The organism is Methylobacterium sp. D53M (assembly GCF_053345625.1).
In genome coordinates, this window is record NZ_JBKFAL010000002.1 from 39,633 (window position 1) to 50,984 (window position 11,352).

10 protein-coding genes are annotated in these 11,352 nt (G+C 73.7%); 7 read left to right on the top strand and 3 right to left on the bottom strand.

Translation table 11 applies throughout. From position 1 onward, the window contains the following. Positions 1-13: 13 nt before the first annotated feature. From ACLBYG_RS04320 to alr, 3 genes are all read right to left on the bottom strand, one after another. A complete protein-coding gene (locus ACLBYG_RS04320) occupies positions 14-349 on the bottom strand; it encodes a hypothetical protein (protein WP_447680703.1) in 336 nt (111 codons plus the stop codon). A gap of 343 nt (positions 350-692) precedes the next feature. Then, complete coding sequence (locus ACLBYG_RS04325; protein WP_447680704.1) at positions 693-1,952, bottom strand: D-amino acid dehydrogenase; 1,260 nt, start codon at positions 1,950-1,952, stop codon at positions 693-695. Between the two features lie 8 nt (positions 1,953-1,960). Continuing rightward, a complete protein-coding gene (alr, locus tag ACLBYG_RS04330; protein ID WP_447680705.1) occupies positions 1,961-3,094 on the bottom strand; it encodes an alanine racemase in 1,134 nt (377 codons plus the stop codon). A 147-nt stretch (positions 3,095-3,241) separates the two neighbouring features. Here alr and ACLBYG_RS04335 point away from each other — a divergent pair, with 147 nt between their 5' ends. The 7 genes from ACLBYG_RS04335 to ACLBYG_RS04365 all read left to right on the top strand — a co-directional run bounded on the left by ACLBYG_RS04335 (position 3,242) and on the right by ACLBYG_RS04365 (position 11,316). After that, complete coding sequence (locus ACLBYG_RS04335; protein ID WP_447680706.1) at positions 3,242-3,691, top strand: Lrp/AsnC family transcriptional regulator; 450 nt, start codon at positions 3,242-3,244, stop codon at positions 3,689-3,691. A gap of 13 nt (positions 3,692-3,704) precedes the next feature. Continuing rightward, positions 3,705-4,946: an amidohydrolase gene (locus ACLBYG_RS04340; protein ID WP_447680707.1), complete on the top strand. Its 1,242-nt coding sequence runs from the start codon at positions 3,705-3,707 to the stop codon at positions 4,944-4,946. After that, on the top strand, positions 4,943-5,854 hold the full coding sequence (locus ACLBYG_RS04345; protein WP_020091058.1) for a LysR family transcriptional regulator: 912 nt from the start codon (positions 4,943-4,945) through the stop codon (positions 5,852-5,854). The genes ACLBYG_RS04340 and ACLBYG_RS04345 overlap by 4 nt, the downstream gene beginning before the upstream one ends. Before the next feature lie 101 nt (positions 5,855-5,955). After that, positions 5,956-6,840: an NAD(P)-dependent oxidoreductase gene (locus ACLBYG_RS04350; protein ID WP_091977931.1), complete on the top strand. Its 885-nt coding sequence runs from the start codon at positions 5,956-5,958 to the stop codon at positions 6,838-6,840. Beyond that, on the top strand, positions 6,840-8,378 hold the full coding sequence (locus ACLBYG_RS04355) for an aldehyde dehydrogenase family protein (RefSeq protein ID WP_447680708.1): 1,539 nt from the start codon (positions 6,840-6,842) through the stop codon (positions 8,376-8,378). Before ACLBYG_RS04350 ends, ACLBYG_RS04355 begins: the two co-directional genes overlap by 1 nt. Positions 8,379-8,706: 328 nt before the next feature. Further along, entirely contained in the window at positions 8,707-10,083 is a 1,377-nt protein-coding gene (locus ACLBYG_RS04360) for a DUF3100 domain-containing protein (protein WP_447680709.1), read from the top strand. A gap of 78 nt (positions 10,084-10,161) precedes the next feature. After that, the gene (locus ACLBYG_RS04365) at positions 10,162-11,316 is read left to right on the top strand and encodes a M20 aminoacylase family protein (protein ID WP_020091054.1); all 1,155 of its coding nucleotides are present in this window, start codon (positions 10,162-10,164) and stop codon (positions 11,314-11,316) included. Positions 11,317-11,352: the final 36 nt, after the last annotated feature.

Below are 11,352 nucleotides of genomic sequence, written 5' to 3' on the forward strand. Positions count from 1 at the left end.
GCCGGGGCCGGGTTCAGGACTGGTCGCGTTGCCCGGGCTGCGCCTCGGCCACCGCCCGGCGCCCTCGCGTGCGGCTGGACGGCTGGTCCGCTGCGCGCCGCGTCCGGCCGGTACCCGTCTTCACCGACCGGCCTCGAGGAAGCTTCTTGCTTCCGCCGCGCCGCGCGCTGCGCTGCGTGATCTGTTCAGGGTGGGGGCCCTGTTCCTGCGTCCCGGAATCCAGCAGGTGCTGAACACCGGGCGGATGCTCGGGCACGCGGAACAGGCGGGCCAGCCCGTCGGCGACGCCCCGGAGAACGGCATCGGCCTGCTCGTGATCTTCCTGGCCCTGTACGACGATGAAACTCATCTGCGCACCCAGATCGTTCGTTCAGATCCTAAACTCGACTCGGTGCGAAGGGTTGCCTGGGCCTGTCGGAAGTCATCCAACGATTATGCGAATCCGCACGTCATGAACGTCATGTAATCAACTGGTGGTCGTATCTCGGTGAATCATGAATGATTGTGCCCGGTGGTGACGGCGACTCGCCACGATTCCCGGAGTCTTGCTCAACGCACGGTCGGATCGCGTTCGGGGCGATACCGGGCAGAGTTGTGCTGGTGCGCCACGGCACGCGCTGCGCAGCGCGACGGCGGTTCAGTGACCGGGCGTCGGGGAGTCGGACCGGTCAGGGCCGATCCGGCCGGCCGGCTCACGCGGCGTAGCGGTCGAGGGCCAGATCGTCGCTCGCGATCTCCGGCGCCCGTCCGGACACGAGGTCGGCGAGCAGGCGGCCCGATCCGCAGGCCATCGTCCAGCCCAGCGTGCCGTGACCGGTGTTGGTGAACAGGTTCCCGACCCGCGTGCCCCCGACGATCGGCGTGCCGTCCGGCGTCATCGGCCGCAGGCCGGTCCAGAACGCGGCTCGGTCGAGGTCGCCGCCGGCCGGGAACAGGTCCTGCACCGAGCGCGCGAGGGTCTCGCGGCGCGGCAGGCGCAGGGCGCTGCTGAACCCGGCGAGCTCGGCGGTGCCGCCGACGCGGATGCGGTCGCCGAGCCGGGTGATCGCGACCTTGTAGGTCTCGTCCATCACCGTCGAGACCGGCGCGGCCGCCGGATCGGTGATGGGGAGCGTGAGCGAGTAGCCCTTCACCGGGTAGACCGGCAGGGCGATCCCGAGGGGGCGCAGCAGGGCCGGCGTGTAGCTGCCCAGCGCCGCCACGTAGGCATCCGCCCGCAGGAGGTCGCCGTCGGCGGTCTCGACCGCCGTCACCCGGTCCCCGGCGTGATGCAGGCGCGCGATCGCCGTGCGGTAGCGGAAGGTGACGCCGAGGCCCTCGCAGATCACGGCGAGGCGCTGCGTGAACAGGTGCGCGTCGCCGGTCTCGTCGCCCGGCAGCCGCAGGCCGCCGACGAAGACGTCGCGCACGGCGGCGAGCGCCGGCTCGGCACTGACGCAGCCGGCCGGGTCCAGCACCGTGTAGGGCACGCCGTAGGCGTCGAGGACGCGGGTGTCGTCGCCGACATGGTCGAGCTGTTTCTGCGTCCGGAAGAGCTGGAGCGTGCCCTTCTCCCGGTGGTCGTAGGCGATGCCGGTCTCGGTGCGCAGGTCGCGCAGCGCGTCGCGGCTGTACTCGGCGAGTCGGACCATGCGGCCCTTGTTCCGCTGGTAGGCCTCCTCGGTGCAGTTCGCGAGCATGCGCGTGAGCCACGCGTAGAGGCGGGGCTCGAGCCGCGGCCACAGCACCAGGGGGCGGTGCCGCATCATCAGCCACTTGAGCGCCTTCACGGGGATCCCGGGCGCCGCCCAGGGGGCCGAGTAGCCGGGCGAGACCTGCCCGGCATTGGCGAAGCTGGTCTCCAGGCCGGAGCCCGGCTGGCGCTCCAGCACGGTGACCTGATGGCCGGCCCGGGCGAGGTAGTAGGCCGAGGTGACGCCGACGACGCCGCCGCCGAGGATGATCACGTGCATGGCGGGCCTCAGGCTCCGAGATAGATGCGGTGGAAGCGGTGGCCGAGGCTGGTCAGGACCTCGTAGCCGATCGTGCCGGCCGCCGCGGCGACGGCGTCGACGTCGCGCTCCGGCCCGACGATGTCGACGAGCGCCCCCGGCCCGAGGGTGCCGGGCGCCACGTCGGTGACGTCGAGGACGAGGCTGTCCATCGAGACGCGCCCGACCACGGGCAGCCGGACGCCGCCGAACCACGCCGCGCCGCCCGCCGTGCTGCGGAAGAATCCGTCCGCGTAGCCGATCGCGACCGTGGCGAGGCGGCTGTCCCTGTCGACTCGGGCCGCGTGCCCGTAGCCGACCGGCGTCCCCGCCGGGACGCTGCGCGTCTGCATCACCCGGGCCCGCAGGCCGATCACCGGCCGCATCGGGTTCTGCGCGCCCGCCTGCGGGGCGATCCCGTAGAGGGCGGCGCCGGGGCGCACGAGGTCGAAGTGGAAGTCCGGACCGAGGAAGATCCCCGACGAGGCCGCGAGGCTCGCCGGCACCGTCGGCAGGCGCCGCCGGACCGCCCGGAAGACGGCGCGCTGCGCCGCGTTGACCGGGCTGTCGGGCTCGCCCGCGCAGGCGAGGTGGCTCATCACCAGCCGCAGGTCGAGGCCCGCGAGGGCGTCCGGGTCGTCGAGCAGCGCGCCGACCTCCTCCGGCGCGAAGCCGAAGCGGGCCATGCCGGTGTCGATCTGGAGGATCGCCGGCAGGCGCCGCGCGCGCCGCCGGGCCAGGCCCTGCCAGCCGCCGAGCTGGGACAGGTCGTTGAGGACGGGCACGAGGTCGTGGTCCGCGCAGGTCGCCTCGCTGCCCGGGGCGGCGCCGTTGAGCACGGCGATCGCCGCCCCGGGCCCGACGATGGACCGGAGGGAGACGCCCTCGCCGACCTGGGCGACGAAGAAGTGCCGGCAGCCCGCGGCGGCCAGGACCGGCGCGACCCGGTCGGCGCCGAGGCCGTAGGCGTCCGCCTTGACGACGGCCGCGCAGGCGGCCGTCCCGGCTCGCGCGGCGAGCAGGCGGTAATTCTCCGCGATGGCCGCGAGATCGATCGTGAGGAGGGCGGAGGCCGTCCCGGCCGGGCCCGCATCGGGCCGGAGCTCGCGGTCGATCATGCTCATGGCGGCCCTCGGAGCGGCGCTCGGATGCAGTGCCAAAAGGCTACACGAAGGATCGTCGAACGAGCGTGCATCCTGTCGAAGAGATTTGAGTTTCGAGCTTGGCCGTGGAAATATCTGCGGACAGTTCGAAGATCCTGCGAGGCGCGCGTGGACGCGATCGACCGCCGCATCATCCAGGCCCTGCGCGGCGACGGCCGGATCAGCAACACGGATCTCGCCGCAGCGGTCGGCCTGTCGGCGTCCGCCTGCCATCGCCGCGTGCGGCTGCTGGAGGAATCCGGAATCATCCGGGGCTACACCGCGCTGATCGGCGGCGCGGTCGACGGGCCGGGCCTCGTGGTCCTCACGCAGTTCACCCTGGACCGCCAGACCGAGGACTATCTCAACCGGTTCGAGGCGGCCGTCCGGCGCTGTCCCGAGGTGCAGGATTGCTATCTGATGACCGGGACGGCCGATTACCTCGTGAAGCTCAAGGTGATCGACGCGGCCGACTACGAGCGGCTGCACAAGGATGTCCTGTCGCGGCTGCCGGGGGTCGCCCGGCTGCAATCGAGCTTCGCGATCCGGACCGTCGTGGCCGCCGGCCGGCCGCTCTGAAGGAAGCCCCGCCATGACGCCGAGCACCGAACCGCGCTGGGACGCCCCCTGCGACCTGCGCCTCCACGACGCCGCGCTCGCCGAGGGAAGCCGGGCGACGATCGACATCCGGGGCGACCGCGTGGCGGCGCTGCGGGATCCCGGCGCGCCGCTCCCGCCCGCCGGCCGCACGATCGATCTCGGCGGTGCCCTGGTGCTGCCGGGCCTGTCGGACGGGCACGTCCACCTCGACAAATGCCTGCTCGGCCTGCCGTGGCGCCCGCACGCGGCGGCGGGGTCCGTCCGCGCGATCATCGATGACGAGAAGGCGTTCCGCCGCGCCACGCGGATCCCGCTCGCCGAGCAGGGCGCCGAGGCGCTGCTCGAACGCATGCTCCGCGGCGGCACGACGAGCCTGCGGACCCATGTCGACGTCGACGACGTCACGCGGCTCGACCACCTCGCCCAGATCCTCGACCTGCGGGCGCGCTGGGCCGACCGCCTGCAGATCCAGATCGTCGCCTTCCCGCAGAGCGGGATCCTGGGCTGCCCTGCGGTAGCCGACGACCTAGACGCGGCCCTGCGGATGGGCGCGGACCTCGTCGGCGGCCTCGATCCCGTCGGCATCGACGGAGACCGCGACGGTCACCTGGACATCGTCTTCGCCCTGGCCGAGCGGCACGGGCGGGGCATCGACATTCATCTCCACGAGGGCGGCGCGGCCGGACTCGCCACGATCGCGGCGATCGCGGCCCGGACAGCGGCAGCCGGGCTCGGCGGGCAGGTCACGATCAGCCACGCCTTCGCCCTCGCGGAGGCCGACGACCTGGAACTCGGCCGGATCGCCGAGGCCCTGAACCGGGCCGGCGTCGCGATCCTCAGCAGCGTGCCGGGCGGGGCCCGATGCCCGCCGATCCCGCGGCTGCGCGAACTCGGCGTCCCAGTCTGCCTCGGCACCGACAACGTCCGCGACTGCTGGAACCCCGCCACGGTCACCGGCATGGTCGCCCGCGCCCAGCTCGCCGCCTACCGGTTCGACCTGCGCACCGACGCGGACCTCGCGGCGTTGCTGGCGCCGATCACCGCCGTCCCGGCGCGGGTGCTGGGCCTCGGTCCGGGCGCGGTGGCGCCCGGCGCGCGGGCCGACCTGATCGCCTTCGCGGCCGGCGGCGTGCCGCAGGTGATCGTGGAGCGCCAGGAGCCCGTGCTGGTCGTGGCGCGGGGCGCCGTCGCGGTCGACCGGCGCGACGCGGCCGCCGGGGACCCGCCGCCGTGAACGACCGCGCGCTGCGCTACCTGCTGGCCGTCGTGCGCGCGGGCTCGGTCCGGGCGGCCGCCGATGTCCTGAACGTCGCCGCCTCGGCGGTGAGCCGGCAGATCATCGAGCTGGAGGCGCAGGTCGGCGAGACCCTGCTCGAGCGCCTGCCCCGGGGCGTGGTGCCCACCGAGGCCGGCCGCCTCGTCGCCGAGCACGCGCAGCGGCAAGCCGACGAGGCGGCCCTGCTGGAGGACCAGCTGAAGCGCCTGCGCGGGGTGCAGCGGGGCACGGTCAGCCTGCGCTGCGGCGCCGGCTTCCTGATCGACCTCCTCGACAACGCCCTGGCCGGCTTCGCCCAGGACCATCCGGGCATCGCCTATCAGGTCGAGATCGGCACGACCGACGGGATCCTCGCGGCGATCGCCCGGGGGGACGCGGATATCGGCCTTGTCTACAACCCGCCCGCGCACCCGGACGTCCGCGGGATCGTCTCCGCCCGGCAGCCGCTCCTCGCCGTCCTGCCGATGGGGCATCCCCTCGCCGACGGGGCGGCGCCGGTCCCGCTGCGCAGCTTCGCCACCGAGCCCGCCGCCCTCCTGCCCCCCGACCACGGGGTCCGGCAGCTGATCGGCCGCGTCGAGGCCGACGGCGGATTCCGGCTGGTGCCGCGGCTGGAGACGGCGTCCTTCGAGTTGCACCGCCGCTTCGTGATGGCCGCCATGGGCGTCGCGTTCCTGCCCCGCTTCGTGGTCGCGGCCGAGCTGCGCGACGGCCTCCTCGCGGCTTTGCCGCTGCGCGACGCCATCCTGTCGGAGGCGAGCGCCCACCTCGTCGTCCGCGCGGGGCGGCGCCTGCCGGAGGGCGCGGCGCGGCTGCTCGGCTGGCTGGCCGACCACATGGTGGCGTTCCGGCCGCCGCCGGCGTGACGCGAGCGTGCGGATTTTCCGCACGCCTCGTGCAGAAATCGGTTGTTGTCGCAACGCTCGTTTGCCGGAACTATCGTGCCGCTTCGTGAGGACGGATCGGCATGACCATCGCAACGGTAGGCGTCGTCGGGCTCGGCAACATGGGTCTGGGCATGGCCGCGACCCTGGCCCGCAAGGGCTTCGCGGTCCTGGGCTACGACCTCAGTCCGGCCCGGCGCCCCGCCGCCGAGGCGGCCGGCGTGACCGTCCTCGACGCCCTCAACGACGTGCTCGGCCGGGCCGACGCCCTGGTGTTCTCGCTGCCGCTGGCGCGGGACGTGGAGGCGGTGGTCACCGCGGAGGGCGGGCTCCTGTCCCGGACCGACCGGAAGGTGGTGGTGATCGACACCTCGACCTCGGATCCCGGCACGACCCGGCGCCTCGCCGAGCGCCTCGCCGCGGCCGGTCACGCGCTCCTCGACGCCCCGGTCAGCGGCGGCCCGTCCGGCGCCGCCGAGGGCACCCTGACCATGATGATCGGCGGCGCCGAGGCGGATTACGAGCTGGCCCGGCCGGTCTTGGAGGCGATGTCGGCCCGCGCGCCGCATGTCGGGCCGTCGGGCGCCGGCAACATCGTCAAGCTCGTCAACAACCTGCTGGTGGCGGCCCATCTCGTGACCACCGGCGAGGCCCTGCGCCTCTCCGAGGCGGCGGGCCTCTCGGCCGAGGAGGCCGTCAAGGTCGTCAACACCGCGACCGGCCGCAGCGCGATCAGCGAGGTCATGGTCCCGCGCTGGGTCCAGTCCGGCACGTTCGACAGCGGCTTCTCGGCCGGCCTGATGCGCAAGGACGTGCGCCTCGCCCTCGAACTCGCCGCCGAATGCGGGATCGACCTGCCGCTCTCCGCCGAGGTGAAGCGGATCTGGCAGGCGACGCAACCCGCCATCCCCGACACGGCCGACTTCACCCGCATGGCCGATTACCGCGATCCCAAGGGAGCCCACTGATGTCCGGCACGCCGCACTCGCCCGCCGCCGACCGGGTCGCCGCCCTCCTGGCCGACCTGCTGCCGGGCGGCCGCATCGGCAGCGTCGTGGCCGGCGAGATCCTCGCCGGGACCGGCGCCGCCCTCGATCTCACCAACCCCGCCGACGGCGGCGTGCTCGCGACCTTCGCCGATGCCGGCCCGTCGGTCGTCGAGGCCGCCATGGCGGCGGCCCGCGACGCCCAGCGCGCGTGGTGGGGCATGAGCGCCGCCGCCCGCGGCCGCGCGCTGTGGGCGGTCGCCGCCCTGGTCCGGCAGCATGCCGGCGCGCTCGCCGAGCTGGAGACCCTCTCGGCCGGCAAGCCGATCCGCGACACCCGCGGCGAGGTCGCCAAGGTCGCCGAGATGTTCGAGTACTACGCCGGCTGGTGCGACAAGCTGCACGGCGACGTCATCCCGGTCCCGACCTCGCACCTGAACTACACCCGCCACGAGCCCTTCGGCACCGTGGTGCAGATCACCCCCTGGAACGCGCCGATCTTCACCGCGGGCTGGCAGATCGCGCCGGCGATCTGCGCCGGCAACGCCGTGGTGCTGAAGCCCTCCGAGCTGACGCCCCTGACCTCGCTCGTTCTCGGCCTGCTCTGCGACCGCGCCGAGGGGATGCCCCGCGGCCTCGTCTCGGTGCTGGCCGGTGCCGGCCCGACCACCGGCGCCGCCGCGGTCGCCCATCCCGAGACGCGGCTCGTCGTGTTCGTCGGCTCGGCCGAGGCGGGCGCGCAGATCGCCGCCGCGGCGGCCCGCGCCATCGTGCCGAGCGTGCTGGAGCTCGGCGGCAAGTCGGCCAACATCGTGTTCGCCGACGCCGACCTCGACCGGGCGCTGATCGGCGCGCAGGCCGCGATCTTCGGCGGCGCCGGCCAGAGCTGCGTGGCGGGCTCCCGGCTCCTCGTGCACCGCTCGATCCACGCGTCCTTCGTCGAGCGCCTGTCCCGCGCCGCCGCGCGCATCCCGGTGGGCGCGCCGACCGACCCGGAGACGCAGATCGGCCCGATCAACAACCGGCGCCAGCGGGACAAGATCGCCGACATGGTCGAGGCCGCCGCGGGGGCGGGCGCCACGATCGCGGCGGGCGGGGCCTGCCCCGCCGCCTTACGCGACACGGGCGGCTTCTACTACGGCCCGACCATCGTGGACGGCGTCGCGCCGGACGCGGCGATCGCCCGGGAGGAGGTGTTCGGCCCGGTCCTGACGGTCCTGCCGTTCGACGGCGAGGACGAGGCGGTCGCGCTGGCCAACGGCACGCCCTACGGCCTCGCCGGCGCGGTCTGGACCGGCGACGGCGGGCGCGGCCACCGGGTCGCGGCGGCCCTGCGGGCCGGCACCGTCTGGGTCAACGGCTACAAGACCATCAACGTGGCCTCGCCGTTCGGCGGCTTCGGCCGCTCGGGCTTCGGCCGCTCCTCGGGCCGCGAGGCGCTGATGGCCTACACCCAGACCAAGAGCGTCTGGGTCGAGACCGCCGCCGCGCCGGCCGTGACCTTCGGCTACGTGGGCTAGCGCTGTGCCCGATCGCGTCGCGACAGACTGAGAAGCGAGCGACGCGGGTTCCGACAGCGCGACGGTTCCCCCTCTCCCGTGCGGGAGAGGGTCGGGGTGAGGGACGAGAAGGTTCAGAATCGAGCGCACCATCGCGGCGGGTACAGGTCACGCCTCATCCGGAAAGACCTCGATCCCTCTTCTGTCCCTCTCCCGCACGGGAGAGGGGACCCGCGCTCCATCCGGCTCGGGCACGCCCCGCGGCGGCGTCCGCGCAGCGATCTACCGACAAGCCGGCGATCAAGATCGGCACGCACAGCAACGAGCAGCCCCGAGGGGGCCAAGGAGGATGACGATGGCGGGGGAACTGTTTGCGACGAACACGCGGCCGGCCGCGCCGCCCGTCTCGGGCGGGGGCAAGCTGACGCTGTTCCTGCTCGCCCTCGTCATCGTCGTCATCGCGGAGGCGATCGGCAACGTCAGCATCCCGGTGGGCGCCGGCAAGATCGTGCTGCTCCCGCTGCTGTGGGCCCTGCTGCTGGGCGGCGCGCTGGGGCTGATGAGCCCGCGCCTGCCCGCGCCGCTGCGGCTGTCGGGCGCCCTGCAGAACGCGGCCGGCGCCTACCTGCAGCCGGCGCTCCTGATCTTCATCGCCAAGCTCGGCCTGCTCGTCGGCGGGTCGCTGCCGAAGATCCTCGCCTCGGGCTGGGCCCTGGCCTTCCAGGAATTCGGCCACTTCTTCGGCACGATGGTGTTCGGCCTGCCGGTGGCGCTCCTGCTCGGCATCAAGCGCGAGGCGATCGGCGCGACCTTCTCGGTCGGCCGCGAGCCCAGCCTCGCCATCATCGGCGAGCGCTACGGCATGGACTCGCCGGAGGGGCGCGGCGTGCTGGCCGAGTACCTGACCGGCACGGTGTTCGGCGCGGTGTTCATCGCCCTGCTGGCCGGGCTGATCACCAGCCTCGGCATCTTCAACCCGCTGGCGCTGGCGATGGGGGCCGGGGTCGGCTCCGGCAGCATGATGGCCGCGGCCTCGGGGGCGATCGCGGCCCAGCAGACGCCCGAGGTCGCCAAGGACGTCGCCACCTTCGCGGCCGCCAGCAACCTCGTGACCACCACGATCGGCACGTACTTCACCCTGTTCCTCTCGCTCCCCTTCACGATCTGGGCCTACGGCAAGCTGGAGCCGATCCTCGGCCGCAACCGGCCGGACGCCGCCCGCCCGGCGGCCGCCGACCCGCAGGCGCCCGCCCATCAGCCGGCCCACGAGGAGGTGCGGATCGGCCTCGGCGAGACCGTGCTCGCCTGGATCCTGATCGGCGCCTACGGGCTCATCGGCAACTGGCTGACCTACGGAATCGTCCCCGACGCGAGCGTCGTGGCCGGGATGGCGATCATCATCGGCACCGTGCTCGCCGGCTGGGGCCTCTACCTGCTCCTCGGCCGGCGCCTGCCCGCCGTCCTCTGGGTGTCGATCATCGGCATGGCGCTGACCTATCCCGGGACCCCCTTCGCCGCCGAGATCGCCGCCCTGACCGGCAAGCTCAACTTCCTGGCGCTCGCCACGCCGATCCTGACCTTCGCGGGGCTCTCGGTCGCCAAGGACGTGCCCGCCTTCCGCCGCCTCGGCTGGCGGATCGTCGTGGTCTCGTTCATGGCCAATGCCGGGACCTTCCTCGGCGCGGCCCTCATCGCGCAGTTCTTCATGCACCCGCCGCTGGGGTGAACCGCCGCGCCGATCGGCGTAGGGTCCGGGCGGGGGATCGAGGCGCTCCGGCAGCCTCCCGTATCTGAGAGAGATCGCATGCGCATCGAGGCGGAGACCGTGGAGCGGATGGTCGCGTGGCGGCGCGACCTGCACGCCCATCCCGAGTTGGCCTTCCAGGAGGTCCGCACGGCGGACCTCGTCGCCCGGGAACTGGCCGCCTGCGGCCTGTCGGTGAAGACCGGGCTCGGGCGCACCGGCGTGGTCGGGACCCTGAGCCGGGGCGACGGCCCGACCATCGGCCTGCGCGCCGACATGGACGCCCTGCCGATCCAGGAGGCGACGGGCGCTGCTCACGCCTCCCGGACGCCCGGCGTGATGCATGCCTGCGGCCATGACGGCCACGTGGCGATGCTGCTCGGCGCGGCCCGGCACCTCGCGTCGCGCACCGACCTGTCCGGGACGGTCCACTTCATCTTCCAGCCGGCGGAGGAGTGCGAGGGCGGCGGGCGCGCCATGGTCGAGGACGGCCTGTTCCGGCTGTTCCCGTGCGATTCCGTCTACGGCCTGCACAACTGGCCGGGCCTGCCGCTGGGGACCTTCGCGACCCGGGTCGGCGCCATCATGGCCTCCCTCGACACGTTCGAGATCGCGGTCGCCGGGTTCGGCACCCACGCGGCCATGCCGGAGCGCGGCACCGACACGCTCGTGGTCGCCTCCGAGATCGTCCTCGCTCTGCAGACCATCGTGAGCCGCCGGATCGCCCCCACGGACCCGGTCGTGCTCAGCGTCACGCAGATCCACGGCGGCGACGCCTACAACGTCATCCCCGAGCGCGCGGTCATCCGCGGCACGGTCCGCTGCCTGGACGAGGCCGTGCGCAAGCGCGTGGCCGAACTCGTCGAGGCGATCGCGGGCGGGACGGCCGCCACGCACGGCGCCCGCGCGGAGGTGGACTACCGGTTCGGCTACCCCGCCACCGTCAACACCGCCGACGCCGTCGGCACCGCCCTGGAGGCGGCCGGGGCCGTCCCGGACATCACCGCGCGCCGGGGCGAGGTCGGACCCTCCATGGCGTCGGAGGATTTCGCCTACATGCTGGAGGCCTGCCCCGGCGCCTACGCGTGGATCGGGACCGACGGGACGCGCAAGAGCTTGCCGCTCCACAATCCGGGCTACGATTTCAACGACGAGGCCCTGCCGGTCGGCGCCGCCTACTGGGCCGCGCTGGGGGCGCACAGCCTCAGGCCGTGACGCGGCGCGCACCCTGAGAGATCGCCCGCGCCGGAG

Excerpts from the sequence above, each read along its gene's own strand:
- ACLBYG_RS04360 (WP_447680709.1), top strand. The coding sequence starts at position 8,707 with ATGACGATGGCGGGGGAACTGTTTGCGACGAACACGCGGCCGGCCGCG.
- ACLBYG_RS04320 (WP_447680703.1), bottom strand. The coding sequence starts at position 349 with ATGAGTTTCATCGTCGTACAGGGCCAGGAAGATCACGAGCAGGCCGAT.
- ACLBYG_RS04350 (WP_091977931.1), top strand. The coding sequence starts at position 5,956 with ATGACCATCGCAACGGTAGGCGTCGTCGGGCTCGGCAACATGGGTCTG.
- ACLBYG_RS04325 (WP_447680704.1), bottom strand. The coding sequence starts at position 1,952 with ATGCACGTGATCATCCTCGGCGGCGGCGTCGTCGGCGTCACCTCGGCC.
- ACLBYG_RS04355 (WP_447680708.1), top strand. The coding sequence starts at position 6,840 with ATGTCCGGCACGCCGCACTCGCCCGCCGCCGACCGGGTCGCCGCCCTC.
- ACLBYG_RS04340 (WP_447680707.1), top strand. The coding sequence starts at position 3,705 with ATGACGCCGAGCACCGAACCGCGCTGGGACGCCCCCTGCGACCTGCGC.
- ACLBYG_RS04365 (WP_020091054.1), top strand. The coding sequence starts at position 10,162 with ATGCGCATCGAGGCGGAGACCGTGGAGCGGATGGTCGCGTGGCGGCGC.
- alr (WP_447680705.1), bottom strand. The coding sequence starts at position 3,094 with ATGAGCATGATCGACCGCGAGCTCCGGCCCGATGCGGGCCCGGCCGGG.